The sequence below is a fragment of the Catellatospora sp. KI3 genome, from assembly GCF_029948125.1.
Classification (GTDB): domain Bacteria; phylum Actinomycetota; class Actinomycetes; order Mycobacteriales; family Micromonosporaceae; genus Catellatospora.
On sequence record NZ_JASAMB010000018.1, the window covers coordinates 1 to 24,037 of the forward strand.

Annotated in this window: 25 protein-coding genes; 3 read left to right on the forward strand and 22 right to left on the reverse strand. The window is 72.2% G+C overall.

What is annotated here, in order from left to right; translation table 11 throughout:
- The first annotated feature begins 119 nt into the window (after window positions 1-119).
- Entirely contained in the window at window positions 120-1,742 is a 1,623-nt protein-coding gene (locus QEZ54_RS25425) for a carbohydrate binding domain-containing protein (protein WP_281307230.1), read from the forward strand.
- Between the two features lie 152 nt (window positions 1,743-1,894).
- Here QEZ54_RS25425 and QEZ54_RS25430 read toward each other — a convergent pair whose 3' ends face one another.
- The 4 genes from QEZ54_RS25430 to QEZ54_RS25445 all read right to left on the reverse strand — a co-directional run bounded on the left by QEZ54_RS25430 (window position 1,895) and on the right by QEZ54_RS25445 (window position 4,636).
- Window positions 1,895-2,362, reverse strand: coding sequence for a hypothetical protein (locus QEZ54_RS25430; RefSeq protein WP_281307231.1), 468 nt, complete (start codon window positions 2,360-2,362; stop codon window positions 1,895-1,897).
- A gap of 188 nt (window positions 2,363-2,550) precedes the next feature.
- Window positions 2,551-3,216: an alpha/beta fold hydrolase gene (locus QEZ54_RS25435; RefSeq protein WP_281307232.1), complete on the reverse strand. Its 666-nt coding sequence runs from the start codon at window positions 3,214-3,216 to the stop codon at window positions 2,551-2,553.
- A gap of 53 nt (window positions 3,217-3,269) precedes the next feature.
- The gene (locus QEZ54_RS25440) at window positions 3,270-3,905 is read right to left on the reverse strand and encodes a hypothetical protein (protein ID WP_281307233.1); all 636 of its coding nucleotides are present in this window, start codon (window positions 3,903-3,905) and stop codon (window positions 3,270-3,272) included.
- A 173-nt stretch (window positions 3,906-4,078) separates the two neighbouring features.
- The gene (locus QEZ54_RS25445) at window positions 4,079-4,636 is read right to left on the reverse strand and encodes a hypothetical protein (protein ID WP_281307234.1); all 558 of its coding nucleotides are present in this window, start codon (window positions 4,634-4,636) and stop codon (window positions 4,079-4,081) included.
- A gap of 81 nt (window positions 4,637-4,717) precedes the next feature.
- On the opposite strand from QEZ54_RS25445, the gene QEZ54_RS25450 reads away from it, so the two are divergent.
- Window positions 4,718-4,957, forward strand: coding sequence for a hypothetical protein (locus QEZ54_RS25450; protein ID WP_281307394.1), 240 nt, complete (start codon window positions 4,718-4,720; stop codon window positions 4,955-4,957).
- A 4-nt stretch (window positions 4,958-4,961) separates the two neighbouring features.
- Here the strand turns inward: QEZ54_RS25450 and QEZ54_RS25455 are convergent, their stop codons facing one another.
- The 4 genes from QEZ54_RS25455 to QEZ54_RS25470 all read right to left on the reverse strand — a co-directional run bounded on the left by QEZ54_RS25455 (window position 4,962) and on the right by QEZ54_RS25470 (window position 7,675).
- Entirely contained in the window at window positions 4,962-5,432 is a 471-nt protein-coding gene (locus tag QEZ54_RS25455) for a ribose-5-phosphate isomerase (protein ID WP_281307235.1), read from the reverse strand.
- A gap of 60 nt (window positions 5,433-5,492) precedes the next feature.
- Window positions 5,493-6,686, reverse strand: a complete 1,194-nt coding sequence (locus QEZ54_RS25460) for a DUF1015 family protein (RefSeq protein ID WP_281307236.1) — start codon at window positions 6,684-6,686, stop codon at window positions 5,493-5,495.
- Window positions 6,687-6,756: 70 nt separating this feature from the next.
- Entirely contained in the window at window positions 6,757-6,948 is a 192-nt protein-coding gene (locus QEZ54_RS25465; RefSeq protein WP_281307237.1) for a hypothetical protein, read from the reverse strand.
- 103 nt (window positions 6,949-7,051) lie between these two features.
- Complete coding sequence (locus tag QEZ54_RS25470) at window positions 7,052-7,675, reverse strand: disulfide bond formation protein DsbA (RefSeq protein ID WP_281307238.1); 624 nt, start codon at window positions 7,673-7,675, stop codon at window positions 7,052-7,054.
- Between the two features lie 250 nt (window positions 7,676-7,925).
- Between QEZ54_RS25470 and pepN the strand changes: the two genes are divergently transcribed.
- Window positions 7,926-10,481 carry an aminopeptidase N gene (pepN, locus tag QEZ54_RS25475; RefSeq protein WP_281307239.1) on the forward strand — a complete coding sequence of 852 codons (2,556 nt, stop codon included), beginning with the start codon at window positions 7,926-7,928 and terminating at the stop codon, window positions 10,479-10,481.
- A gap of 82 nt (window positions 10,482-10,563) precedes the next feature.
- Here the strand turns inward: pepN and QEZ54_RS25480 are convergent, their stop codons facing one another.
- The 14 genes from QEZ54_RS25480 to kynU all read right to left on the reverse strand — a co-directional run bounded on the left by QEZ54_RS25480 (window position 10,564) and on the right by kynU (window position 24,018).
- Window positions 10,564-12,660, reverse strand: a complete 2,097-nt coding sequence (locus QEZ54_RS25480) for an acyltransferase family protein (protein WP_281307240.1) — start codon at window positions 12,658-12,660, stop codon at window positions 10,564-10,566.
- A 209-nt stretch (window positions 12,661-12,869) separates the two neighbouring features.
- Window positions 12,870-13,286 (reverse strand): DUF5130 family protein, encoded by a 417-nt coding sequence (locus tag QEZ54_RS25485; protein WP_281307241.1) that lies wholly within the window; start codon window positions 13,284-13,286, stop codon window positions 12,870-12,872.
- Window positions 13,273-13,563, reverse strand: a complete 291-nt coding sequence (locus QEZ54_RS25490) for a hypothetical protein (protein WP_281307242.1) — start codon at window positions 13,561-13,563, stop codon at window positions 13,273-13,275. The genes QEZ54_RS25485 and QEZ54_RS25490 overlap by 14 nt, the downstream gene beginning before the upstream one ends.
- Before the next feature lie 89 nt (window positions 13,564-13,652).
- Window positions 13,653-14,393: an alpha/beta fold hydrolase gene (locus QEZ54_RS25495; RefSeq protein ID WP_281307243.1), complete on the reverse strand. Its 741-nt coding sequence runs from the start codon at window positions 14,391-14,393 to the stop codon at window positions 13,653-13,655.
- The gene (locus QEZ54_RS25500) at window positions 14,390-15,397 is read right to left on the reverse strand and encodes an amidohydrolase family protein (RefSeq protein WP_281307380.1); all 1,008 of its coding nucleotides are present in this window, start codon (window positions 15,395-15,397) and stop codon (window positions 14,390-14,392) included. Before QEZ54_RS25500 ends, QEZ54_RS25495 begins: the two co-directional genes overlap by 4 nt.
- Window positions 15,394-15,915, reverse strand: coding sequence for a 3-hydroxyanthranilate 3,4-dioxygenase (locus tag QEZ54_RS25505; protein ID WP_281307244.1), 522 nt, complete (start codon window positions 15,913-15,915; stop codon window positions 15,394-15,396). Before QEZ54_RS25505 ends, QEZ54_RS25500 begins: the two co-directional genes overlap by 4 nt.
- Window positions 15,912-16,334, reverse strand: a complete 423-nt coding sequence (locus QEZ54_RS25510) for a RidA family protein (protein WP_281307245.1) — start codon at window positions 16,332-16,334, stop codon at window positions 15,912-15,914. The genes QEZ54_RS25505 and QEZ54_RS25510 overlap by 4 nt, the downstream gene beginning before the upstream one ends.
- Window positions 16,331-17,080, reverse strand: a complete 750-nt coding sequence (locus QEZ54_RS25515; protein ID WP_281307246.1) for a fumarylacetoacetate hydrolase family protein — start codon at window positions 17,078-17,080, stop codon at window positions 16,331-16,333. The genes QEZ54_RS25510 and QEZ54_RS25515 overlap by 4 nt, the downstream gene beginning before the upstream one ends.
- The gene (gene dmpG / locus QEZ54_RS25520; RefSeq protein WP_281307247.1) at window positions 17,077-18,093 is read right to left on the reverse strand and encodes a 4-hydroxy-2-oxovalerate aldolase; all 1,017 of its coding nucleotides are present in this window, start codon (window positions 18,091-18,093) and stop codon (window positions 17,077-17,079) included. Before dmpG ends, QEZ54_RS25515 begins: the two co-directional genes overlap by 4 nt.
- Window positions 18,090-18,995, reverse strand: a complete 906-nt coding sequence (locus QEZ54_RS25525; protein WP_281307248.1) for an acetaldehyde dehydrogenase (acetylating) — start codon at window positions 18,993-18,995, stop codon at window positions 18,090-18,092. The genes dmpG and QEZ54_RS25525 overlap by 4 nt, the downstream gene beginning before the upstream one ends.
- Before the next feature lie 70 nt (window positions 18,996-19,065).
- Complete coding sequence (locus QEZ54_RS25530; protein ID WP_281307249.1) at window positions 19,066-19,878, reverse strand: fumarylacetoacetate hydrolase family protein; 813 nt, start codon at window positions 19,876-19,878, stop codon at window positions 19,066-19,068.
- Window positions 19,875-21,356 (reverse strand): 2-hydroxymuconic semialdehyde dehydrogenase, encoded by a 1,482-nt coding sequence (locus tag QEZ54_RS25535; RefSeq protein WP_281307381.1) that lies wholly within the window; start codon window positions 21,354-21,356, stop codon window positions 19,875-19,877. Before QEZ54_RS25535 ends, QEZ54_RS25530 begins: the two co-directional genes overlap by 4 nt.
- A 35-nt stretch (window positions 21,357-21,391) precedes the next feature.
- Window positions 21,392-22,741, reverse strand: a complete 1,350-nt coding sequence (locus QEZ54_RS25540) for an NAD(P)/FAD-dependent oxidoreductase (protein ID WP_348650570.1) — start codon at window positions 22,739-22,741, stop codon at window positions 21,392-21,394.
- Window positions 22,738-24,018: a kynureninase gene (gene kynU, locus QEZ54_RS25545; protein WP_281307250.1), complete on the reverse strand. Its 1,281-nt coding sequence runs from the start codon at window positions 24,016-24,018 to the stop codon at window positions 22,738-22,740. The genes QEZ54_RS25540 and kynU overlap by 4 nt, the downstream gene beginning before the upstream one ends.
- Between the last annotated feature and the right edge of the window lie 19 nt (window positions 24,019-24,037).

Below are 24,037 nucleotides of genomic sequence, written 5' to 3' on the forward strand. Positions count from 1 at the left end.
CCCTCCATTCGTGCAGTTTCCCCGAAACTGCAGCGCCCCCGGGTGGGCCGTGGCGGCAGGGCGGGCGGAGTGTGCCAAGTTCGTGGACATGGTAAGTAAAGTTTCCTAATAATACATGCATGAAGAAGCTTCGATTCGTTGCGCTGTGTCTCGCCCTGGCGGGTGTGCTGCTCGGCGCGCAGCCCGCCTACGCGGCCAACCTGCTGGCCAACCCCGGCTTCGAATCCGGCGCCCTGTCGCCGTGGACCTGCTCCGGCGGGCTGGGCTCGGTCGTGTCGACCCCCGTCCACGGCGGCACCAGGGCGCTGGCCGGGGCGGCGTCCGCGTCGGACCACGCCCAGTGCACCCAGACCGTCACCGTGCAGCCCAACACCGCCTACACCCTGTCGGCGTGGGTCCGCGGCAGCTACGTCTACCTCGGCGTCACCGGCGGCGCGTCCACCTGGACCCCGGGCGCGACGGCGTACACCCAGCTCACCGTCAGCTTCACCACCGGCGCCGGGCAGACCAGCGCGCAGGTTTTCCTGCACGGCTGGTACGGCCAGGGCACCTACTACGCCGACGACGTGTCCCTCGACGGGCCGGGCGGCACCAACCCCGGCGGCCCGGCGACCCCGACCGGCCTCGCCGTCACCGGCACCACCAGCAGCTCGATCTCGCTGAGCTGGAACGCCGTCACCGGCGCCACCGGCTACCGCGTCTACGAGGGCACCACCCTGCGCGCCACCGTGTCCGGCACCAGCACCACCGTCTCCGGGCTGGGCACCTGCACCTCGCACTCGTACAGCGTCGCGGCCTACAACGCCACCGGCGAGTCGGCGGCCAGCGGGGCCGTGTCGGCCTCCACCTCCGGCTGCCCGACCGCGCCCGGCCTGCCCACCGCGCCCTATGTGGACATGGGCGCCTGGCCCACGCCCGCGCTGCCGGACCTGGCCACGGGCGGCAACCTGAAGAGCTTCACCATGGCCTTCATCACCGCCTCGGCCTGCAAGGCGATGTGGTTCAACGCGTACGACCCGCGCCAGGGCTGGGCCCGCGACCAGATCGACGCCATCCGCTCGCGCGGGGGCGACGTGAAGGTCTCCTTCGGCGGCGCCACCGGCATCGAGCTGGCCCAGGCCTGCACCTCGGTGTCGGCGCTGCAGGCCGAGTACCAGGCGGTCGTCACCGCGTACGCGCTGAAGTACATCGACCTGGACATCGAGGGCTCGGCCACGGCCGAACCGGCCTCGGTGGCGCGGCGCTCGCAGGCGCTGGCGGCGTTGCAGGCGGCCAACCCGGGGCTGAAGATCTCGCTGACCCTGCCGGTGTTGCCGGAGGGCCTGACCGCCGACGGCCTGGGCGTCGTCCGGTCGGCGCGCGACGCCGGGGTCAACCTCGACCTGGTCAACGTCATGGCGATGGACTACTACCGCAACGGCGACTACGGCGATCTGGCCGTGCAGGCGGCGAACTCGACGTTCGCGCAGCTGAAGACGCTGTACCCGGCCAAGACCGACGCGCAGGTGTGGAAGATGGTCGGGGTGACCCCGATGCTGGGGCAGAACGACGACGGGCGGGTCTACAACCAGGCCGACGCCCGGCAGCTGGTGACCTTCGCCCAGTCCAAGCACCTGGGCATGCTGGCGTTCTGGGAGACCACGCGCGACCGCAACGCCTGCACCGGCGCCCTCTACATGTGCACCAACATCGCGCAGTCCCCGTACGAGTTCAGCAAGATCTTCGCCGGCTACACCGGCTGACCACGGCGCCGCAGTCCGCGCAGTTGCGGGGAAAGTGCCGGAATCTCGACCCGGATTCGTGCAGTTTCCCGAAACTGCACGAATCCGCACCGGTCACGCCGCGCACGCGGAAGGGGCGGCCCGTACGGGCCGCCCCTTCCGGCGAAGGGTTGTCAGCGGTTGCGGCGGCGCCGGGTCCACTTCTCGCGGTACTCCAGCGGCACGAAGACCAGCGTCGTCACCACGGTGGCCACCACCGCCCAGAGGATCACCTGGCTCGGGCTCAGGTGCGCCACGCCCATGTTGCCGGTCCACACCGGGTTCAGGCCGAGCGGCGGGAAGCCCTCCCAGAACAGGAACCACAGCAGCGGCACCAGGCCGGTGGCGATGCCGTACGCGGTGAAGTGGCCGGCCTGCGAGAACAGGATGCCGAGCAGCACCGCCGCGATCATGTAGATCAGCACCGCGGTCCGCTGGCCGCCCTGCTCCGGGATCCGGTCGATCAGCCAGTTCCACATGGAGACCAGCGCGTCGAGCGCCGGCTCCCAGTACACGGCGAGGAGCACGATCGCGGCGACGATGGCCACCGCGATCCCCAGGCCGCGCAGCACCTTCACGGCGCCGCCCTCACGCTCTGCCACGGTGACTTCCCCTCTCACACGTAACGGGGTACCGATTATCCACATCGGAGCGGAGAGATCGATACGTTGCCGCGTAACGGTTCGGCCGTCGGCCGGAGCGCACGCTGCGGGAGGATCATGCCACCGTGGTGCGACGAGGGCGAGAGCCGGTCGCCTCGTTCCAGGCCACCGGAAGGGTCAGGTTTGCGTCAGAGGCCGTGCTCGTCGAGGAAGCCGTGCACGGCCGCGGCGAACTCCGCTGGTAGCGCGGCGTGCACCCCGTGGTCGGCGTCGAGGGCGAGGTAGCGGCCGCGCGGCATGAGGGCGGCCATCTCCGCCAGCTGGTCCTGCGGCAGGTGGCTGTGCGCGCCGCCGACGACCAGGGCGGGCGCGGTGATGTCGGCCAGTGCGGCCCACCAGCGCGGATCGGGGGCGACGAGCTGCCCGACGATCGCGGGGCGCACGTCCCAGTCGTAGCTGAGCGGAGCGTCCGGGCGCGGCCCGACGGTGCGCTCCAACGGGCGCGGCGGCGGCGGTTCCTCCAGCACGATGCCCGCGACCCGCTCCGGATGCGCCTGCGCGAGCAGGTACGACACCACACCGCCCAGTGAGTGGCCGACCAGCACGACGCGGTCGAGTTCGAGGCGGTCGAGCAGCGCGACCACGTCGTCGCGCATCAGCTCGAACGAGTACTCGCCCGGCCAGGGGCTGGCCCCGTGTCCGCGCAGGTCGACGGTGTGCAGCCAGGCCCGCTCGGCCAGCAGCGGGGCGACCTCCTGCCAGGTGGTCGCGTCACCGGTCAGCCCGTGCAGCAGCAGGACCGGCGTGGCACCGAGGGTGCCCGAGGACTGGTACCACAGCTCGCTGACGCTCACGCCGGGGATTATGCCCGCGCGGGTGCGCCGCCAACCCTGCCCGGAGGACCGGTTCAGGCGTTGCAGAGGCGCTGGTGCGCGTAGGCCGGGGCGTCGGCCGAGCAGCGGTACGGGCTGCCCATGATCTGTCCGCTGTGCTCGGTCATCGGCGAGATCTTCAGCACCCCGGGCTGGTAGACCTCGACCCGGTAGCCGTCGCCGACGCGCGGCAGCCCGTCCAGGCTGTCCGGGACCACCGCCGCACCGTTCTGGTCGCGGTAACTGAACGCGGTGTAGACGTAGCCGGGGCCGCCGTCGGCGACCAGCCGCACGCTGGCCACGGCCACGCAGCGCTTGCCACCGTCGAGCCCCTGGCAGGGGCCGAGCTGGATCAGCTCGGTGCCGGTGCCGTCGGCCTTGATGTCGAGGTCGGCGCCGTGCACGTGCCAGCTCCCGACGAACGGCGCGAGGGCGGCGCCGCTCAGCGGGGACGCGCTCAGCCGCGCCGGAGCGGCGGTCAGCTCGAACGTCGTCGGGGTCAGTGCGGTCGGCGTCAGCGCGAGCGCCTGCGGCGCGCCGGCCAGCAGCGTCGCGCTGGACGCGGCCATCGTCGCGGGAGCGCCCGCGAGCAGGCCCAGTCCCAGTCCCGCCACCGCGCTGGCGGTGCCGACTCCCGCCGCCGCCGCGGCCCAGCCATACCTGAATCCCATCGTGACCACCCCCGTGATTTTCTCGGCTTATCAGGCTGAACCAACGTAATTCATATCTCGCTTGGTGACCACCCGTGGAGACGACAAATACTCTCCGTAAACGAGAAAGATCCACATCCCCAGGACCTGCCGGTAATGCCGGCAGGCGGGATGTGGATCCCAGGCGGTACGGGTCAGCGCACGCCGCGCAGGAAGTTCCAGGCGTCGACGACCCACTCGATCTGGCTCAGATACGAGAAGCCCACGATCACCAGGAACAGGCCCACCGTCGCGTGCGAGGCCCAGGCGCCCCGCCGGGTGCGGCCCATCAGCTTCTCCAGCACCACGCTGCCCACCAGGCGCGACAGGCCGAACAGGCCGATGCCCACCGCGAGCGCCAGCACCAGCGCCAGGGTCGCCGAGGCGTGATCCCCGTCACTGGACGAGGCGCTCCACAGGCCCCAGCAGACGATCAGGAACACGGCGCCGGCCACGCTCCAGCGGCCGCCGACGCGCAGCTGGCGCAGCCGGACGCTCAACGTCACGACCGGGCGCTTGAGCGCCCCGGAGGTGACGATCCGCCCGGGGGGCAGGGTCGGCTCGAAGGAGGCCGTGTGGTCCACCTGCCGCTGGGCGGGGATGGCGGCCACGCCGGGCTTGAACCCGGCCTGCTGCGGCTTCACCACCTCGGTGGGAATCTGTTGCGTAGCGTCCAGACGCAGTTCCCGCGTCGGGTCGTTGCCCTCAGTCACGCCGCACAGCGTAGCCAACCCGCACGACACCGGCGACCGGGTGGAAACCGACCCGGCCCGACCGCACGCAGGAGCAGTAACGTGGCAGGCATGCAGGAGCACGAGCGCCGCCGCCACCGCAGTCGGGATGACGACTCCGACGACCACGACCTCGAGCGCGGCCTGCGCGGGCTGATCGGCCCCGGAGCCTCGCAGATCAGCCTGTCGGCGGCGATGCGGGCCCGGGACGCGGCCCGGCCCACCGCCGAGGACATCGCCAGGGCGGAGGCCGAGCTGGAGATCGTGCGCCGGGGCTGGGTGCCCCGCGATCCGCTGCGCTGAGCCCTCAGGCGGGCAGCGCGGGCAGCTCGCCGGACTTCTCGTACGCGGCGACCTGGTCGATGCGGCGGGAGTGGCGCGGTTCGCCGGAGAAGTCGGTGCTAAGGAACGCCTCGACGATCTCCGTCGCCTCGGCCAGCGAGTGCTGGCGGGCGCCGATGCCGACCACGTTGGCGTCGTTGTGCTGGCGGCACAGCCGGGCGGTGTCCAGGTTCCAGGCCAGCGCGGCGCGCACCCCGGCGACCTTGTTCGCGGCGATCTGCTCGCCGTTGCCGGAGCCGCCGATGACCACGCCCAGGCTGCCCGGGTCGGAGACCACCCGCACGCCCGCGTGCAGGCAGAACGACGGGTAGTCGTCCTCGGCGTCGTAGCTGTGCGCGCCGACGTCGACGACGTCGTACCCCTTCGCCGCAAGCTCGTTGAGCAGGTGGGCCTTGAGCTCGAAGCCGGCGTGGTCGGCGGCCAGATATACGCGCATGAGCAAAGTCTGCCAGCCGTCCGCCGGGCCCCGCAGGGGACCCGGCGGACGGCGCACGGCTCAGGCGACCTGGGCCACGACCAGGCCGCCGCGGGCCTTCGGGGTGAACCAGGTGCTCTTGCGGGGCATCTTCTGCCGGGCCAGGTTGACCTCGACGAAGTCGTCGACGGTGACCGGTGCGATCAGCACGGCCAGCGCCGAGCGGCCCGCGTCGACCTCCTCGGTCAGCCAGGACGCCGGGTAGTCGCCGCCCACGTAGGTGATCCGCTTGTCGCCCGGCTCCAGGCCCAGCACCTCGCCGAAGAGCACCCGCTCCACCAGCGCGTGGTCGATGTTGTCGATCACGCTGCCGGCCGGGTCGCGGGGCAGGGTGACCGCGAAGGCGCGGCCGTCGGCGTACAGGTGCACGGTGCCGCCCTGGGCCGGCACGGTCGGGGTGCCCGGCGCGACCTGCGCGCCCGCCTTCTCCAGCCGCTCCAGCAGCTCCTCGATCGGGGCGTCGAGCTGGTGCACCAGCCGGTTGTAGGGCTGGATCGCCACCGAGGCGGGCGTGGTCACCACGGCCAGGAACCGGTCCAGGCCGCCGCTCTGCGCGGCCAGGCTGCGGTGGTTGCCGTCGGCGACCACCAGCTCACCGCCGCCGGCCAGCTCGCGCAGGCTGTCGGCGACCGGCCCGGCCGCCAGCGGCCAGATCGCGTGGGTACGCCCGGCGGGGTCCACATCGGTCGCGGCCGGAGCCCCCGCCTGGGCCGTCGCGGCGGCCAGCGCCGCGTGCAGCTCGTCGCCGCGGCCGGTCTGCAGCAGCAGCACCGGCGACAGCAGGTGGCCCAGCGCCTGGAACAGCGCGACGCGCTCCCGGACCTTCTCCAGGAAGACGTCCTCGTTGCGGATGACCAGGCCGGGCTCGTCAGCGCTGGTGGAGATCTGGTCGGTGTCGACCATGCACCACAGGCCGTACGCGGTGGCGCCGTCGGGATCGGAGATCCGGTACAGGACGACGACGTCGTCGCTGCGGCGGTAGTTGCCCGCGTCCTTGGCCTGAGTCAGGCGGACCACGGCGTCCGGCAGCGACTCGGCGAAGCTGCGGCCCAGGCTGCCCGGAGCCCGGTGCGGCATCTCGATGGCCAGTGCGCTGCTCGGATTGGCGGCGATGATCTCGGTGATCTCGGCGTCGTCGGCGAACTCGTCGTAGTTCTGCGCGCCGGTGGCCCCGGCCGTCAGCCAGGCGGTGGGGATCGGGTGTGCGACTGTCACGCCTGCTCACGCTACCGTCGTCCACCCGCTGGGACGGGCGGGCCCCGCCGGGGACGGCGGGGCGGACCCGTCAGCCCCGCTGCGTGGGAAAGGCCCCGACCAGCACCGGCGGGGCCAGGAACGCGGCGATCTCGGCGGGCAGCGACGGCTGCCAGGTGGCCCAGCGGCTCTCCTCGACCAGCACGTACGAGGTGCCCAGGCTCTCGGCGACCGCCTCGGCGGGTGCCTCCATACGCCACGGATCTGCGACGACGTCCGCCACGGTGCTCTCCTACCCGGCCTGGCGACCAGGCCTGGCTCGTTGGTGTGGTCTCCCTCACCCCAACGAGCCAGGAGCCCTCAGGAGGCGTACGCGCCGCGCCCGGTCACTCGAAGATGGGGCCGAGGTCCCGGGTGCGCTTGAGCTCGTAGAACCCGGGCGTGCCCGCGACCAGCAGGACGCCGTCGTAGAGGCGGCCGGCGGCCTCGCCCTTGGGCGCCGGGGTGACCACCGGGCCGAAGAAGGCGATGGTGGAGCCGTCGGGGCCCGGCGCGTGGATGACCGGGGTGCCGACGTCGGTGCCGACCGGCTTCATGCCCCGGTTGTGGCTCTCCACCAGCAGCTCGTCGTGGGTGGTCTCCTCGGCGGCGGCGGCCAGCGCCGGGTCCAGGCCCGCGTCGGTGAGGGCGGCCTCGTACAGCTCCCGGCCCAGCGGCTCCTTGCCGAGGTGGATGCGCGTGCCCAGGGCGGTGTAGAGGTCGCGCAGCACCGGCTCGCCGTACTTGCGGGCGGCGGCGATGCACACCCGCACCGGGCCCCAGCCCTGCGCCAGCAGCTCCCGGTACTTCTCCGGCAGGTCGTCGCGGCCGTCGTTGAGGACGGACAGGCTCATCACGTGGAAGTCCACGCGCACGTCGCGTACCTGCTCGACCTCGAGCAGCCAGCGGGAGGTCATCCAGGCCCACGGGCAGATCGGGTCGAACCACATGTCGATCGAAGGGGTGCTCATAGTTGAATAGTCACCCTTCGGGCGGCGCGCTGCCGCACATCCGACGCGTGACCTAGGGCACGTGGCCGGGCCATAATGTGAAAGAGTTGCTTCGGGCCGTCCGTGGCGCGGGGCGACGAGGTGCTGCCGCAACCGATACGCAAGCGTGGGTGGTCGCAGCGCGCCGCCGCGATGACAGACTGCACTGGGCAGCCACATACAGGGCTGCCTCCCATGCTGCTCACCACCGCAGCCGACAGGAAGTGACGCCGTGACCGGTACGCGCAATCTCACCCAGGTCGAGGCCGCCGCGCGGGCCCGCCTGCTGGACATCCACTCGTACGACATCGCGCTGGACCTGACCGACGGGGCCGGCAATCCCGGTGACGGCACCTTCCGCAGCGTGACCACGATCGAGTTCTCCGCCACCGAGCCGGGCGCCCAGACGTTCATCGAGGTCGCGGCCACGAAGATCCTGCGCGCCACCCTGAACGGCACCGAGGTCGACACCAGCGCCTGGACCGCCGACACCGGCCTGGTCCTGCCCGGCCTCGCCGCGAGCAACACCCTCGTCGTCGAGGCCGACTTCCCGTACTCGCAGTCCGGCCAGGGCATGCACCGCGCGGTCGACCCGGCCGACAAGGAGGTCTACCTCTACAGCCAGTTCGAGACGGCCGACGCCCAGAAGGTGTTCGCCTGCTTCGACCAGCCCGACCTCAAGTCGGTCTACACCTGGCACGCGACCGTCCCCAAGCACTGGAAGGTCGTCTCCAACGCGCCGATCGCCTCCACCGAGGCGGGCACCGTGGGCAAGACCGTCCGCTTCGAGCAGTCGGCGAAGATGTCGACCTACGTCACCGCGCTGTGCGCCGGCCCGTACCACGAGGTCCGGACCACGCACGACGGCATCGACCTGGGCCTGTTCTGCCGCGCGTCCAACGCCGCCTACCTGGAGGCCGACGAGCTGTTCGAGGTCACCAAGCACGGCTTCGACTTCTTCCAGGCCCAGTTCGGCGTGCGCTACCCGCTGCCGAAGTACGACCAGCTGTGGGTGCCGGAGTTCAACGCCGGCGCGATGGAGAACTTCGGCTGCGTCACCCACGCCGACGCGGCGTACATCTTCCGCTCCGAGGTGACCGACTTCGAGCGCGAGCAGCGGGCCAACACGATCCTGCACGAGCTGGCCCACATGTGGTTCGGCGACCTGGTCACCATGCGCTGGTGGGACGACCTGTGGCTGAACGAGTCGTTCGCCGAGTGGGCCTCGCACTGGTGCAACGCCAACGCGACCCGCTTCAGCGACGCCTGGACCACCTTCCTGTCGCTGCGCAAGAACTGGGGCTACGGGCAGGACCAGCTGTCCAGCACGCACCCGGTCTACTGCGAGATGACCGACGTCGAGGCGGTCGAGGTCAACTTCGACGGCATCACGTACGCCAAGGGCGCCAGCGTCATCAAGCAGCTCGTCGCGTACGTCGGCATCGACGCGTTCGTGACCGGGCTGCGGTCGTACTTCCAGGCCAACGCCTGGGGCAACGCCACCTTCGGCGACCTGCTCGGCGCCCTGGAGCAGGCCTCCGGCCGGCAGCTGCGCGACTTCGCCGCCGCCTGGCTGGAGACCGCGCAGGTCAACACGCTGCGCCCGGCCGTGGAGATCGCCGCCGACGGCACCTACGCCTCCGTCGCCGTCGAGCAGGAGGCCCCGGCCAGCCACCCGACGCTGCGCCCGCACCACCTCGGCATCGGCCTCTACGACCTGGTCGACGGCTCGCTGGTGCGCCGCGAGCTGCTCGAGGTGGACGTGGCCGGCGCGCGCACCGCCATCGACGCGCTGACCGGCGTACGCGCCGCCGACGTGCTGCTGCTCAACGACGAGGACCTCAGCTACGCCAAGCTCCGGCTCGACGAGCGCTCGCTGGCCGTGGTCGTCGAGAACCTCAGCGGCTTCGACTCCTCGCTGGCCCGCGCGCTGGTCTGGGCCGCCGCGTGGGACATGGTCCGCGACGCCGAGATGCCGGCCCGCGACTACGTCGCGCTGGTCACCAACTCGCTGCCGCACGAGCGCGACATCAACCTGGTCATGTCGACGCTGCGCCAGGTGCAGACCGTGCTCATCCAGTACGTCGCGGCCGACTGGGCGCCCACCGGCTGGGGCAAGCTCGCCGACGCGGCCCGCGCCGCGATGGAGACCGCCGAGCCCGGCAGCGGGTTCCAGCTCGGCTGGGCGCGGGCGTTCATCACCGCCTCGCGCAGCCGGGCCGACCTGGACGTGCTGCGCGGCTGGCTGGCCGGGGACGGGGTGCCCGAGGGCATCAGCATCGTCGGCGAGCTGCGCTGGCAGCTGGTGCAGGCACTGGTCGCCAACGGGGCGGTCACGCCGGACGTGATCCAGGCCGAGCACGACGCGGACCGGACCGCGGCCGGGGACATCGGGGCTGCGCTGGCGTACGCGCTGATCCCGAGCGCGGAGAACAAGGCTGAGGTGTGGGCGGAGCTGACCGCCGCGCAGAACCCGGCCAACTGGCGCGGGCGGGCCCTGGTCATGGGCTTCCAGCACCCGGTGCAGGTGGAGCTGACCAGGCCGTACACGGCGCGGTTCTTCGCCGACGCGGACGCGGTGTGGGCGGCCCGGGACAGCGAGCCCGCGCAGGAGTTCATGGTGCTGGGCTACCCGGTGATGGACGTGTCGCCGGAGTGCGTGGCCGCGTACGAGGCGTGGGCGGCCGAGGAGGGGCATGCGACGCCGCTGCGGCGGCTGGTGGCCGAGGGCAACGACCGGGTGCTGCGGGCGCTGAAGGCACGCGCCAGGGACGCGTCGAACGCCTGAGGTGACAGCCACGAGGCAGGGGCCGGGGGTTCGGTGACCCCGGCCCCTGCCTCGTTCGCGAGCAGCCGCGCCGACCGAGGCGTCAGGGGGCCGACGTCACGGGGTGGGGCAGGTCGGCCACGACCCGGTCGAGTTCGACGCCGAGCAGCGGAACGAGCGTGCTGGCGTAGGTGGCGGTCAGGTGGTGGGTGTCCCGGTAGACCAGCACGTCGCCGATGATCGGCGCACACGGGTCACTGGGGCAGATCGCCTGGTTGACGTCGATCAGGTGCACCCCAGGTGCGCCCTGAGCGGCCCGTACCTGCGGCTCGGACGTCTCCGCGGCCCTCGACTGCGAGAACCCGCACCTGGTGAGTTCGGTCCAGTGCCGCGCCACGCACTCCGGAATGTCGATGAGCGGGCGGGGGGTGTCCCGGATCAGCACCACCGGCACCCCGCCACCGGTGACCGCCGTCAACGTGGACCGCATCGCCTGCTCGATCGCCTGCTTGTTCTCGGCGGCGCCGAGCATGGCGCCGTCACGGAAGATGATGTGCCCGGTACTGGCCGACACCACCGCCAGATCCGGCTTGTCCGGCCCGGCCAGCACCTCCCGCACCGCGGTGTTCCACTTGGCGCAGGCGTCGAACGCCCGGCCCGACAGCGTGACCGTCTCGTTGAGCAGCGGGCAGGACGCCTTGAGGTAGGTGACCAGCCGCCACTGCCGCTGCTCGGCGATCGTCTTCAGGGCCGGGAACCACTGTGCCGCGTGCGAGTCGCCGACCAGCGCGACGGTGAACGTCGCCGTCTGCGAGCCGTACACGCAGGCCTTGGGTTTGCTGTCGGTGCTGAGCGAGACGCAGTTCTGGCCGTAGACCAGTGGCAGGTCGTCGCGGGCGGTGACGGGGTCCGGCGTGACCGCGTCCACCCGGTCCACGGCCATGCCGCTGGTGACGGACGCCACCAGCGCCTGGGCACCGGCCGCGTTGGGCACGGGCCGGAAGGTGGGCAGCACCGCCGCCTGGAAGCCGAACGCGCCGGCCACCGGCAGCAGGGTGCAGGCCAACCCGAGGGCGAGGGCGCGGCCGGGCCGGGCGGCCAGACGCGGGCTGAGCCGGACCGGGTTCTCCACCAGCCGGTACGTCAGCACCGCGGGCACCACCGAGGCGAGCACCACGGCCAGTCCGGCCCCGGTGCTCAGCTTGCCGTAGTAGCTCTCGGCCGCCATCAGCAGCGGCCAGTGCCACAGGTAGAGGGAGTAGGAGATCGCGCCGATCGCGCGTACCGGGCGCAGCCCGAGCACCCGCACCGGACCCGACCTGCCGGCGGCGAGCCCGCCCGCGAGCACCGCGCCGGTGCCGATCGTGGGCAGCAGTGCCGCGTAGCCCGGGAACGTGGTCGCCGGGGTGATCATGACAGCGGAGACGAGCACCAGGGCCAGACCGCACCAGGCCATCGCGGCGGCGACCCGGGCGGGCAGCTTGGCCGACGAACGAGCTGTGATCGCGAGTGCCGCGCCCAGCGCCAGTTCCCACAGCCGGGTCGGCGTGACGAAGTAGGCGCGGGCCGGGTCGGCGGCGGTCAGGTAGATCGAGTAGGCCAGCGACGGGACACCGATGAGGGACAGGCCGGTCAGGTAGTAGCGTCGCAGCGGGCTGCGGCGGTGGATGCCCGCCCGCCGGGCCAGGACGGCCGCGGCGATCAGCAGCAGCGGCCATACCAGGTAGAACTGCTCCTCGACGGCCAGCGACCAGAAGTGCTGCAGCATGCTCGGGGCGTCGTCGGCGGCCAGGTAGTCCACCGCCTGTGCCGCCAGCCGCCAGTTCATCGCGTAGCAGGCGCTGGCGACCACGTCGAACACCGTGCCACGCCAGCGGGTCGCGGGCAGGAACGCGTATGCCAGCACGAGGGTCGACACCAGCACGACCGCCGCGGCCGGCAGCAGCCGCTTGGCCCGACGGGCATAGAACGCCGTCAGCGAGATGCGGCCGTTGCGATCCTGCTCCGCCACGAGCAGACCCGTGATGAGGAAGCCTGAGATCACGAAGAAGACGTCGACCCCGACGAAACCCCCGGCCACCCAGGGGACCCCGGCGTGCGCCAGCAGCACCAGCCCGACCGCCACGGCCCGCATGCCCTCGATGTCGCCGCGATACCCGTGCCCGGCGCGCGGCGCACTGCCCTTGTCAAGCTCAGTCATGACCGTCTTCCTCGTGCCGGCCGTCGGCGGCACGGAGGGGTGACGCGACGAAGATCGCCGTAAACCCCGGACACGTTAGCAGGTGGCGGGGTCGTCGGGCGCCCCTGCGAGCCCGAGACGACAGCGGCCCACCCGGGAACGGCTCGCGGGCCGCTCTCCGGGTGGGCCGACCTCGATCAGCTGGATCGGGTGCCGCACGCCGCGGTGGGTCAGCTCTTTCCGGCCAGCCCGGTGAGCTGGGCGAGGCCGCTGACGAGGCCCCCGGCCAGGTCGCCGCCGCCGAAGGAGGCCGCCATGGACAGCGCGGCCAGCTTGCAGTCGCGGTCCGACAGCCGCTTGCGCGCCTGCGAGCCGGTCACGATCTCCAGCTGGCGGGAGTCCGGCGACACCGCGATCAGCACCGAGTCGGCGGGCTTGGCCAGCCGGGCGTGCAGCTGCTCGGCGCTCTGGCGCACCGGCTCGGCGATGTCGCCGACGTACACGCTGAAGGTGAAGCCCGTGGCGTGGTCGGCGCGGGTCAGCGCGTCGTCCAGGCGCAGCAGCTGACGGGTGGTGAACGGGCCGTTGATCACCGCGTCGACGCCGCCGTCGTGGTGCGGTGCTTCCTGGATGTTACCAGCGGTCACTTGCGCCTCCTGTCACGTCGACCACGGGCGTGACGTCACCCGCGGCGATGAGTTCCGCGCGGGCGGCGGCGGTCAGCGCAGCGTGGCGCGCCTGCGGCCCGTCGGCGTCGGGGCGGGCCAGGAACCACACCGGCGCGTACGTGTACGGGCGGCCCGGCCGGTAGCGCTTGGCACTCCGACGGCCACCGACTACATAGACCAGAGCAAATATCGTGGCGATCACCGCGAGCGGGATACCCACGTAGATCAGCAGGTCTCCGATATCTGGCGTGGACAAGTACAGCCCCCCGGCTCGAGTCCGATCCGAACGCTTCAACGCTAGCGGAACGAAGGTGCCCCCGTGCTCAGGGGGTGAAACCCGTCGTGTCAGTCACCCAGCCGCGCCAGCTCCGCCAGCACCGCCGGCCACGCCGCCGACAGGGGGTCGATGACGGCGAAATGCCCGGTATCCGGTACCGCGACCAACCGGCTGCCCGGGTGCGCCACCGCGTACGAGCGCGCCAGCGCGATCGGAACCACCTCGTCGAGCACCCCGTGGACCAGCACCACCTCCGCCGAAGGGGTGGCGAGCCTGGCCGGATCGAGGTCAGCGCGCTCAGCCGCCGGGACACCGAGGAAATCACCGGCCGCGCCGTCGTCGAGCCGCAGCCGCTCGGCCAGCACGAGGTCGGCGACCGGGGCGAGCGCGATCGTTCCGGCGAGCCCGGCGGCGGGCGCGGCGGTGGCCGCCCACAGGGCCAGGTGACCCCCGGCGGAGTGCCCGACGACGATGACGCGGCCATCGTGCCTGGTCAGCTCGCTGGGCAGCACGGCGATGGCGTCGGCCACGTCACGTGTGGTGACGTCCGGCACACCCGGCTCGCGCCGGTACTCGATGGAGCACACGGTCCAGCCCGCGTCGCGGATCGCGGCGGCCATCGGGTGGGTGTGCGCGCGGTCGTACTCGGGGCGCCAGAATCCACCGTGCACGATCAGCACGAGCGGCCTGGCCAGGGCCCGGGTGTCGCCGTACCAGACGTCGGCGACGTGCTCGGGCAGCCCGCCGTGGCGCGGCGTCGCGTCGGGCGCGGGTGCGGTGCGGCTGAGCACCGAGCGGTCCTCGGTCACCGGTCCCGCCCGAGGAAGGCCAGCGCGTTGCCGCCGAGCAGCTTGGCGCGCTGCGGGCCGGTCAGGAAGTCGGCCTTGGCCACCACCTGGCCCACCGGCCGCTCGCCCAGCGGGTACGGGTAGTCGCTGCCGAGCACCACTCGGTCCTCCCCCATCGTGTCCACGAGCAGCCGCAGCGCGGCTGGTTCGAACACCACGGTATCGACGAGGAACCGGTTCACGTAAGCGCTGGGCGGCAGTTGCGAGGCACCCCGCACCACGTCGCCGCGCCGGTGCCAGGCGTTGTCGGCCCGGCCCAGCCAGAACGGGAAGCTGCCGCCGCCGTGCGCGAAGCACAGCCGCAGCGTCTCCGGCACCCGGTCGAACACCCCGCCCAGGATCAGGGCCAGCACCGACAGGTGGGTCTCGGCGGGCATGCCGGTCAGCCAGCGGGCCATCCACCGGTCCAGCCGGGGCCCGGCGGGCATGTCCCACGGGTGCACGAACACCGGCGCCCCGACCTGCGCGCAGTGCTGCAGGAACATGACGATGCCGGGGTCGTCGAGGTCGCGGTCGCCGACGTGGTTGCCGATCTCGACCCCGGCGTGGCCGGCGGCCATGCACCGGTCGAGTTCGGCGCAGGCCAGCTCCGGGTCCTGCAGCGGCACCTGGCAGAACGGCACCAGCCGGTCGGGCTGCTCGGCGCACAGCGCCAGGGTCAGGTCATTGAATATCTTCGCGACCTTGACCGCCTGCGCGGCGGGCCGGTCGTAGCTGAAGAAGACCGGGGTCGGCGAGACGACCTGCACGTCCACGCCGTCGGAGGCCATGTCGGCCAGGCGGGTCCCGGCATCCCAGCACTGGGCGCCGATCGGCCGGAACTCGGTCTCGCCCACCATGATCATGGCGGCGCGCTCGGAGTCGACCCGCAGCCACGGCCAGCCCGTCCCGCCGCACTCGGCGGACAGGTCGGGCCAGCCCTTCGGCACGACGTGGGTGTGCACGTCGACGACGGGTGCCATCAGCCCTTGCCCGGGTGCAGGTGGCCGCACTTGCCGCAGGTGCGGGCGGACTCGCTGTCGTAGAACGCCTGGAACACCGGGGGCAGGTCGGCGACGATGTCGCGGACCTGCAACTCCACCTCGTGCACTGTCTCCGCGCACTCGGGGCAGTACCAGCGGAACTTCTCCAGCGTGCCCTCCTCGCGGACCCGCTCCACCACGATGCCCAGCGATCCGGCCTCGCGCTGCGGCGAGTGCGGCAGCAGCCGGGGCAGCATCCACATGTGCCCGGCGGGCACGACCACGGTCTCGGGGCCGTCCGGGGTCATCACGTTGATCCGCAGCGTGCCCTGGAGCTGGTAGAAGTACTCCTCGTACGGGTCCACGTGGAAGTCGGTGCGCTGGTTGGGGCCGCCGACCACCTGCACGATGAAGTCGTCCCCGCTGGGCAGCACCTGCTTGTTGCCGACCGGCGGCTTGAGCAGGTGCTGGTTCTCCTCGACCCAGGCCGGGAAGTCGACCGGCTCGTCGATGTGCGTCATCGCTGCTCCTTCGAAGGGATGAGTGCCACTGCCTGGATCTCGATCAGCAGGTGGGGGTGCGGCAGCTGGTGCACGGCGACCGTGGTCCGGGTGGGGCCGGTCGCGTCGAAGTACTGCCCGTAGACCTCGTTGTAGCCGCCGAAGTCGTTCATGTTGACCAGGTACGTCGTGACCTGCACCAGGTCGGACAGGTCGGCGCCGACCGAGCGCAGGATGTCGCCGATGTTCTCGATCACGGCGCGGGTCTGCTCGCGGATGTCGAGGTTCGTGGTGCCCAACTCGTCGACCTGCGCACCGGCGATGCTGTTGTCGGGCCGGCGGCTGCTCGTACCGGAGACGAAGGCGAAGCCACCGGCGACCTTGACGTGCGGGAACTTCCCGCGCGGCACCGCCTTGCCCTCGACCACCCTGCCGCTCATGCCAGCGCCGCCTTGATCGAGGCGGAGCCGAGGCCCTGCACGACGGCGCGCACGTGCGCGCCGGGGCGCAGCGGGACGGCCTCGGTCGCGGCACCGGCCAGGAAGACCCAGTCGTCCGCCAGCTTGACGCCGTGGCGGGCGGTCAGGCGGCGGCCCTCGGCCAGGGCACGGCGCGGGTCGCCGAGGATCGCGGCGGTCGAGCCGGTCTGCACCACCCGCCCGTCGACCTCCAGCAGCACGCCGAGGTTGGCCAGGTCCGCGGGGGCCGCCTGCCAGGGCCCGATCGTGTACGCCGCGGCCGAGGTGTTGTCGGCGACCACGTCCGGCTGGGTGAACTCGAAGTTCGCGTACCGCGAATCGATGATCTCCAGAGCCGGGGCGACCGCGGCGATCTCGCCGCCACGCAGCAGGAACGCCACCTCGGGCTCGATCCGCGGGTGGATGAACCCGGCCGTGCGCACCGTGCCCCCGTCGGGGATCGCGGTGGCGTCGGTGAGCCGCCCCCAGATCACCTCGTGCACGCCCACCTGCGCCATCTTGGCCCGGCTGGTCAGGCCCATCTTGATGCCGACCAGCTTCTCGCCGCGCGCCAGGCGGCGGCCGACCAGGGCCTCCTGCACCGCGTACGCGGTGTCGACGCCGAGGGAGAAGACCTTGGTCAGCTGCGGGATCGCGGTGGCGGTGACGGCCGCGTCGTCCAGCAGCTCCGCCATCTTCGCGATCTTCTCAGCCCGCTCCTCGCTCATGCCTGCTCCTTGCCCGCGACCAGGTCCAGGGCCACGTCCACGATCATGTCCTCCTGGCCGCCGACCATGCGGCGGCGGCCCAGCTCCACCAGGATCGAGCGCACGTCCACGCCGTACTTCTCCGACGCGCGCTCGGCATGCCGCAGGAAGCTGGAGTAGACGCCCGCGTACCCCAGCGACAGGGTCTCGCGGTCGACCTGGACCGGGCGGTCCTGCAGCGGCCGCACGACGTCGTCGGCGGCGTCCATCAGGGCGTACACGTCGCAGCCGTGCTTCCAGCCCATCAGCTCGGCCGTCGCCACGAACACCTCCAGCGGCGCGTTGCCCGCCCCGGCACCCATGCCCGCCAGCGAAGCGTCGACGCGGTACGTACCGTGCTCGACCGCCACGACGCTGTTGGCCACGCCCAGGGACAGGTTGTGGTGGGCGTGGATGCCGATCTGGGTCGACTCGTCGAGCACCTGCCGGTACGCGTCGACCCGCTCCGCGACGTCGTTCATCAGCAGCCGGCCGCCGGAGTCGGTGACGTAGACGCAGTGCGCGCCGTACGACTCCATCAGCTTGGCCTGCTTCGCCAGGTTCGCCGGGTCGTTCATGTGCGACATCATCAGGAAGCCGGAGACGTCCATGCCGTTCTCGCGCGCCCAGCCGATGTGCTGGGCCGAGATGTCGGCCTCGGTGCAGTGCGTGGCCACCCGGACGCTGGTCACGCCCAGCTCGCGGGCCTCGCGCAGGTCGGCGATGGTGCCGATGCCGGGCAGCAGCAGCGTGGTCAGCTTCGCGTTCGTCATGACCTCGGCGGCCGCCGCGATCCAGTCGCGGTCGGTGGCGGCGCCGTGGCCGTAGTTCACGCTCGAACCGGCCAGGCCGTCGCCGTGCGCGACCTCGATCGCGGCCACCCCGGCCGCGTCCAGCGCGGCGGCGATGGTGCGCACCTGGTCGACGGTGTAGCGGTGCCGGATGGCGTGCATCCCGTCCCGCAGCGTCACGTCCTGTACGTAGACCTCGGTCATCGCTTCATCTCCACGAGCCGCTCGGCGGTGCGCAGCGCGGCCGAGGTCATGATGTCGAGGTTTCCGGCGTACGCGGGCAGGTAGTGGCCCGCGCCGGAGACCTCCAGGAACACCGACACCTGCAGCGCGGGCGCGGGCAGCATCGGCACCTCGACCACGTCGAACTGCACCTGCTGCTTGAGCCGGTAGCCGGGGACGTAGCCCTGCACCCGCTCGACCATCGCCTCGACCGAGGCCGCGACGGCGGCCCGGTCGGCGGTCGCGTCGGCGCACAGGCAGTAGACGGTGTCGCGCATGAGCAGGGGCGGCTCGGCCGGGTTCAGCACGATGATCGCCTTGCCGCGCGCCGCGCCGCCGACCACCTCGATGGCGCGGGCCGTGGTCTCGGTGAACTCGTCGATGTTGGCCCGGGTGCCGGGGCCCGCCGAGCGGGACGAGATCGAGGCGACGATCTCGCCGTACGCCACCGGGGTGACCGCGCTGACGGCGGCGACGATCGGCACGGTGGCCTGCCCGCCGCAGGTGACCATGTTGACGTTGGGCTGGTGCAGGTGCTGCTCCAGGTTCACCGGCGGGATGACGTACGGGCCGAGCGCGGCCGGGGTCAGATCCACCACGGTCTTGCCGTGCGCGCGCAGCACCTCGTCGTGGTACCGGTGCGCCTTGGCCGAGGTCGCGTCGAACACGATCTCCACCTCGTCGAACTCCGGCATCTTGACCAGCCCGTCCACGCCCTCGGCCGTGGTCGCCACCCCCAGCCGCGCGGCCCTGGCGAGCCCGTCCGACTCGGGGTCGATCCCCACCATCGCCACCATCCGCAGCGATTCGCTCAGCCGCAGCACCTTGATCATCAGATCGGTTCCGATGTTCCCCGACCCGATGACCGCCACTCCCGCCTTCACCGCGCCACCTCCTCGTCGATCACGGTGCCAGGGTGGTGACACGCCGACGAACACGTCCAAAGATTCATGATCAACGCTTCGTTCCGGGGGTGAAGGCGGTGCGGACGGTGCCGAGGCCGGTGATGCGGGCCTCGTAGGAGGCGCCGGGGGTGACCGGGACCATGGGGCCCAGGGCGCCGGACAGGATGACGTCGCCCGCGTGCAGCGGGGTGCCGGCCTGGGCCATCGTGGCGGCGAGCCAGGCGACGGCGTGGACCGGGTTGCCGAGGCAGGCGGCGCCGGAGCCGACCGAGACCGGCTCGCCCTGGTGCTCCAGCACCGCGCCGCACAGGCGCAGATCCACCGACGACAGGGCCACCGGCTGGTTGCCGAGCACGAACATGGCGCTGGAGGCGTTGTCGGCGACCGTGTCCACGATCGAGATGTCCCAGCCGGCGATCCGCGAGTCGACGATCTCGATCGCGGGCAGCAGGTAGTCCGTCGCGCGGATCACGTCGGCCACGGTGACCTGCTCGTACGGCAGGTCGCGGCCGAGCACGAAGGCGACCTCCGCCTCGACCTTGGGCTGGAGCAGCCGGGTCACGTCGACCTCGGCGCCGTCCCAGGCGGCCATGTCGGCGAAGAGGACGCCGAAGTCGGGCTGACCCACCCCGAGCTGCTTCTGCACCACCGGGTTGGTCAGGCCGATCTTGGCGCCGACGACGCGGCGGCCGTGCGCGACGGCGTCCTGGGTCATCGCCCGCTGCACCGCGTACGCCGAGGCCACGTCGCCGACCGGCAGCAGCCGCTCGCGCAGGGGCGGGCACGGGGTGCGTGTCTCCTGGGCCCGGTGCAGGATCCGCACCGCCTCGTCGAGGGTGTCCTTCGAGATGGCCAGCGTCATGACAGCTCCACGCACACGTTGGTCAGTTCCGAGTAGAAGGCCAGCGAGTGCACGCCGCCCTCGCGACCCACCCCAGAGGCTTTCACACCGCCGAACGGCGTACGCAGATCGCGCAGGAACCAGGTGTTGATCCACACCAGCCCGGCGTCGATGCGCGCCCCGGCCCGGTGCGCCCGGCCCACGTCCCGGGTCCAGACGGTCGCCGCCAGGCCGTAGTCGGAGTCGTTGGCCAGCGCGAACGCCTCGTCCTCGTCGTCGAACGGCAGCAGGCTGACGATCGGCCCGAAGACCTCCTCGCGGTTGGTCCGCGCCTGCTGGCTGAGCCCGGTCAGGACCGTCGGCTGCACGTACGCGCCGCCGTCGCGGGCGTCGCCGAAGACCGGCACCCCACCCCCGGCCAGCACGGTCGCGCCCTCGGCGCGGGCCAGGTCGTAGTAGCCCAGCACCTTGTCGCGGTGGTTGCGCGAGATCAGCGGCATGTTGACCGTGGCCTCGTCGGCGGGCCAGCCGAAGGCCAGCTCGTTCGCCCGGCGGGCCAGCTTCTCGGCGAACTCGTCGAAGACCGAGCGCTGCACGTACAGCCGCTCGGTGCACAGGCACACCTGGCCGCCGTTGGTGAAACTCGACCGCACCGAGCCCGCGAGCGCCGCCTCCAGGTCGGCGTCGGCGAAGACCAGGCCGGCGTTCTTGCCGCCCAGCTCGAACGAGACCGCCTTCACGCCGTCGGACGCGGCGCGCATGATCGCGCCGCCGGTGGCCGACTCCCCCGTGAACGTGATCGCGTCCACGCCCGGGTGCCTCGTCAGGAACTCACCCGCCGAGTCCGGGCCGAAGCCGTGGACCAGGTTGAACACGCCCTCGGGCACGCCCGCGGCCGCGAACACCTCCGCCAGCAGCGTCGCCGAGCTGGGCGTCTCCTCCGACGGCTTCACGATCACGGCGTTGCCGCAGGCCAGGGCCGGGGCGAGCTTCCAGGTGAGCAGCAGCAGCGGCAGGTTCCAGGGCACGATGATCGCGACCACGCCGACCGGCTTGCGCACCGCGTAGTTCAGCGCCTTCACCCCGGCCGCCGTGGTCGTGGTGAACGACTCGGTCGGGGCGCTGGCCACGATGTCGGCGAAGGCCCGGAAGTTGGCCGCGCCGCGCGGGATGTCCAGCGTACGGGCCTGCGAGATGCTCTTGCCCGTGTCGGCCACCTCAGCCGTCACCAGGTCGTCGAAGCGCCGCTCCAGCTCGTCGGCGACCCGGCGCAGCACCGCCGCGCGCTCGCCCTCGCTCATCCGGCCCCACGGCCCGCGCAGCGCCGCGCGGGCGGCGGAGACCGCCGCGTCCACGGTCGCCGCGTCGGCCTCGGACACCTCGAACACCTTCTCGCCCGTGACCGGGCTCAGCTTGGCGAACGTACGCCCCGTGTCGACGAACTCGCCGCCGACGTAGTTGCGCAGCAGCCCCGGCTCTCCGGCCGGGACGCCGGTCATCAGGCTGCGATGCCAGCTGACGCTCTGATCCCAGTTCACGCCCCACTACCCTTCCGCCACGCCAGCCCGGCGCCGATCGCGCCCAGCGCCACCACCGCCACGCCCGCCGCCGCGCCGAGCAGCCGCTGCTGGCGCCGCACCCGCCGCTGCACCTGCGCGTACGGCGTGGTCGAGAACGACACCAGCTCGTACCGCGACACGTACCTTCCGGGCAGCACCCGCTCCAGCGCGTGCTCGACCTTCTTCTGCAGCGCGAACACCGGCGAGGCGACCTTGTCGCGCATCTCCACGAAGTTGGCCAGCGCCATCTGCGCGATCGCCTCGGTGTTCGCCCGGCGCCGCACCTCGAACTCCGGCAGCGCCCGGTCCCAGTCGTCGCCGACCTCGTCGAGCACCCGGTCCAGCTCCACCACGTCCTCGAACGCGCAGTTCGCGCCCTGGCCGTAGAACGGCACGATCGCGTGCGCGGCGTCGCCGAGCAGGCCGACGCGGCCATACGCCTGCCACGGCTCGCAGCGCACGGTGCCCAGCACGCCGACCGGGTTGAGCAGGTAGTCCTCGACCAGGTTCGGCGCCAGCTCCGCCACGTCGGGGTAGTGCTCGGCGAAGTGCCGCTCGATCGCGGACGGGCTGGTCAGCGACGCGAACGCGCTGGTCCCGCCGGTGGGCCAGAACAGCGTGCAGGTGAACGAGCGGTCCGGGTTCGGCAGCGCGATCATCATCGAGGAGCCGCGCGGCCAGATGTGCAGCGCGCCCGGGTCGAGGGCGAACTCGCCGTCGCGGGCCGGGATGGTCAGCTCCTTGTACCCGTAGTCCAGGAAGTCGATGCTCTCGGTCAGCCCGGTGTGGGCCAGCAGCTGGCCGCGTACCGCCGAGCTGAAGCCGTCGGTGCCGAGGACCACGTCGGCCTGGGCGCCGACGCGCCCGGCCGGGGTGTCGAACTGCATCTCGCCGGTCTTCGGGTCCAGCCCGACCAGGCGGTGGTCGAAGCTCGCCGACACGTTCGGCAGCGCGGTGGCCGCCGCGAGCAGCGCGTTGTTCAGGTTGCCGCGGCTGATCGAGTTGATGGCCCGCTCGCCGTCGCTGCTGTACGCCTGGAACGCCTGCTCACCGGCCACCCCCGGCGCCGTCACCGGGTGGATCATCCGGCCGCGCATCGGCAGCGCGTCGGCCATCACGCTCCGGTCGAGGCCGACCCGGCGCAGCGCGTCCAGGCCCCGCTCGGACAGGGCGAGGTTGATGGAGCGGCCCCGCTCGACCTTGCCGGTGCGCGGGTCGGGGCGGCGCTCGTACAGGTGCACGGTGTAGCCGCGCCGGGCCAGGAAGCAGGCGAGCAGGCAGCCCGCGAGCCCCGCGCCGACGACGGCGATCTGCTTGTCCTTCACGCTTCCTCCTCCGGGAAGATCTCGGCGAGCGCTCGGGCGACCCGCCAGCAGTCGTGGAATGTCGAGTACAGCGGCACCGGCGCGAAGCGCACGATGTCGGGCTGCCGCGCGTCGGCGATCACGCCGTGCTCGTACCGCAGCCGCCGGGCCAGCTCGTTGGCCGACATGCCGGTGACCCGCACCGACAGCTGGCAGCCGCGCCGCTGCGGGTCGCGCGGGGTCACCAGCGCCAGCGGCCGCCCCGGCAGCACCCCGTCCAGCAGGCTCTCCAGGTATCCGGTGAGCCGCAGGCTGCGCTCGCGCAGCACCTCCATGCCGACCTTGTCGAACAGCTCCAGCGAGGTGCGCACCGGGCCCATCGCGAAGATCGGCGGGTTGGACACCTGCCACGCCTCGACCGTGGCCGGGGGCCGCGAGGTCGGCGTCATCTCGAACCGGGTCGCCTGCGCGGTGCTCCACCAGCCCTCGAAGCGCGGGATGCGCGGGTCGCCGAGGTGCCGCTCGTGCACGAACACGCCCGCCAGGGCGCCCGGCCCGGAGTTGAGGTACTTGTACGAGCACCAGGCGGCGAAGTCGACGCCCCACTCGTGCAGCTTGAGCGGCACGTTGCCCGCGGCGTGCGCCAGGTCCCAGCCCGCGACCGCCCCGGCGGCCCGCGCAGCGGCGGTGATCGCCGGGATGTCCATCAGCTCGCCGGTGAGGTAGTTGACCCCGCCGAGCAGCACCAGGGCGACCGTGTCGCCCTCGACCCGCAGGAACTCCAGCACGTCCTCGGTGCGCAGGCAGTCCTCGCCGTCGCGCGGCCGCAGCCGCACCACGGCCAGGTCCGGGTCGAGCCCGTGGAAGGCGGCCTGGCTGCGTACGGCGTAGCTGTCCGACGGGAACGCCGAGTCCTCGATGACGATCCGGTTCCGCGCGCCTTCGGGCCGGTAGAACGACACCATCAGCAGGTGCAGGTTGACCGTGAGCGAGTTCATCACCACGGTCTCCGCGGGCAGCGCCCCGACCAGCCGCGCCGCGGGCCCGGTCAGCAGCTCGTGGTACGGCAGCCACGGCCGCGCCGCGTCCAGGTGCCCCTCCACCCCCAGCCGCGCCCACTCGTCGAGATCGGCCAGCAGCTCCTCCCGCGTGGCCTTCGGCGGCAACCCCAACGAGTTCCCCGCCATGTACGCCACCTCGGCGTACACCCCGCCCTCGGCCTGCGGCACCCGGAACAGCTCCCGCTGCCCCGCCTCCGCCGCATCCCGCTCCCGCGCGTCTTCCTCGCTGAACCTCATGCCACTCTTCATTCTGCGT

What these genes read in the sequence shown, in the direction of transcription:
- QEZ54_RS25535 (WP_281307381.1), bottom strand. Translation starts at nt 21,356, where the DNA reads ATGACCGGCGTCCCGGCCGGAGAGCCGGGGCTGCTGCGCAACTACGTC.
- QEZ54_RS25510 (WP_281307245.1), bottom strand. Translation starts at nt 16,334, where the DNA reads ATGAGCGGCAGGGTGGTCGAGGGCAAGGCGGTGCCGCGCGGGAAGTTC.
- QEZ54_RS25455 (WP_281307235.1), bottom strand. Translation starts at nt 5,432, where the DNA reads ATGCGCGTATATCTGGCCGCCGACCACGCCGGCTTCGAGCTCAAGGCC.
- QEZ54_RS25425 (WP_281307230.1), top strand. Translation starts at nt 120, where the DNA reads ATGAAGAAGCTTCGATTCGTTGCGCTGTGTCTCGCCCTGGCGGGTGTG.
- kynU (WP_281307250.1), bottom strand. Translation starts at nt 24,018, where the DNA reads ATGAGGTTCAGCGAGGAAGACGCGCGGGAGCGGGATGCGGCGGAGGCG.
- QEZ54_RS25470 (WP_281307238.1), bottom strand. Translation starts at nt 7,675, where the DNA reads ATGAGCACCCCTTCGATCGACATGTGGTTCGACCCGATCTGCCCGTGG.
- QEZ54_RS25530 (WP_281307249.1), bottom strand. Translation starts at nt 19,878, where the DNA reads ATGACGCTGGCCATCTCGAAGGACACCCTCGACGAGGCGGTGCGGATC.
- dmpG (WP_281307247.1), bottom strand. Translation starts at nt 18,093, where the DNA reads ATGACCGAGGTCTACGTACAGGACGTGACGCTGCGGGACGGGATGCAC.
- QEZ54_RS25515 (WP_281307246.1), bottom strand. Translation starts at nt 17,080, where the DNA reads ATGAGCGAGGAGCGGGCTGAGAAGATCGCGAAGATGGCGGAGCTGCTG.
- QEZ54_RS25440 (WP_281307233.1), bottom strand. Translation starts at nt 3,905, where the DNA reads ATGGGATTCAGGTATGGCTGGGCCGCGGCGGCGGCGGGAGTCGGCACC.
- QEZ54_RS25505 (WP_281307244.1), bottom strand. Translation starts at nt 15,915, where the DNA reads ATGACGCACATCGACGAGCCGGTCGACTTCCCGGCCTGGGTCGAGGAG.
- QEZ54_RS25480 (WP_281307240.1), bottom strand. Translation starts at nt 12,660, where the DNA reads ATGACTGAGCTTGACAAGGGCAGTGCGCCGCGCGCCGGGCACGGGTAT.